The 508-nt window shown below is 46.5% G+C and carries 1 protein-coding gene; it reads left to right on the forward strand.

Annotated elements, in window-relative coordinates:
• On the forward strand, nt 1-508 hold a 508-nt coding region (locus ELS82_RS25905; protein WP_134837855.1), incomplete at both ends, for an IS5 family transposase.

Here is a 508-nt window from a genome sequence, read left to right on the forward strand (position 1 = left end):
CCGCTTGTTTGCCCTCACTACACTTGCATCAGCAAACGAGCAAAGTCTGTTGATGTATCTTTTAAAGCTAAAACAAGAGGCGTCATCAAGCATTTGGCCATTGATGCTACTGGGCTAAAAGTCTACGGTGAGGGGGAGTGGAAAGTTAAGAAGCACGGTACTGACGGCAAACGCAGGACGTGGCGCAAACTCCACTTAGCAGTTGATGCAGATACCCATGACATTGTTGCGGCTGAGTTGAGCCTATCCAATGTAACTGATGCTGAAGTTCTTCCTAGATTACTCAAGCAAACCTACCGAAAGAGAATTGAAATATCAGCAGACGGTGCTTATGACACACGAGACTGCTACAACGCAATTCGCATTAAGCGAGCTGTCCCCCTTATTCCACCAAGAACCAATGCAGCTTACTGGGAAAGATATCACCCACGTAATCTCGCGGTTGCTTGTCAAGAACTGTATGGGTCCAACAAATACTGGAAATCGAAATATGGCTACCACAAGCGCT

This window comes from Vibrio ouci, assembly GCF_004551525.1.
In the GTDB taxonomy this organism is placed as follows: domain Bacteria; phylum Pseudomonadota; class Gammaproteobacteria; order Enterobacterales; family Vibrionaceae; genus Vibrio; species Vibrio ouci.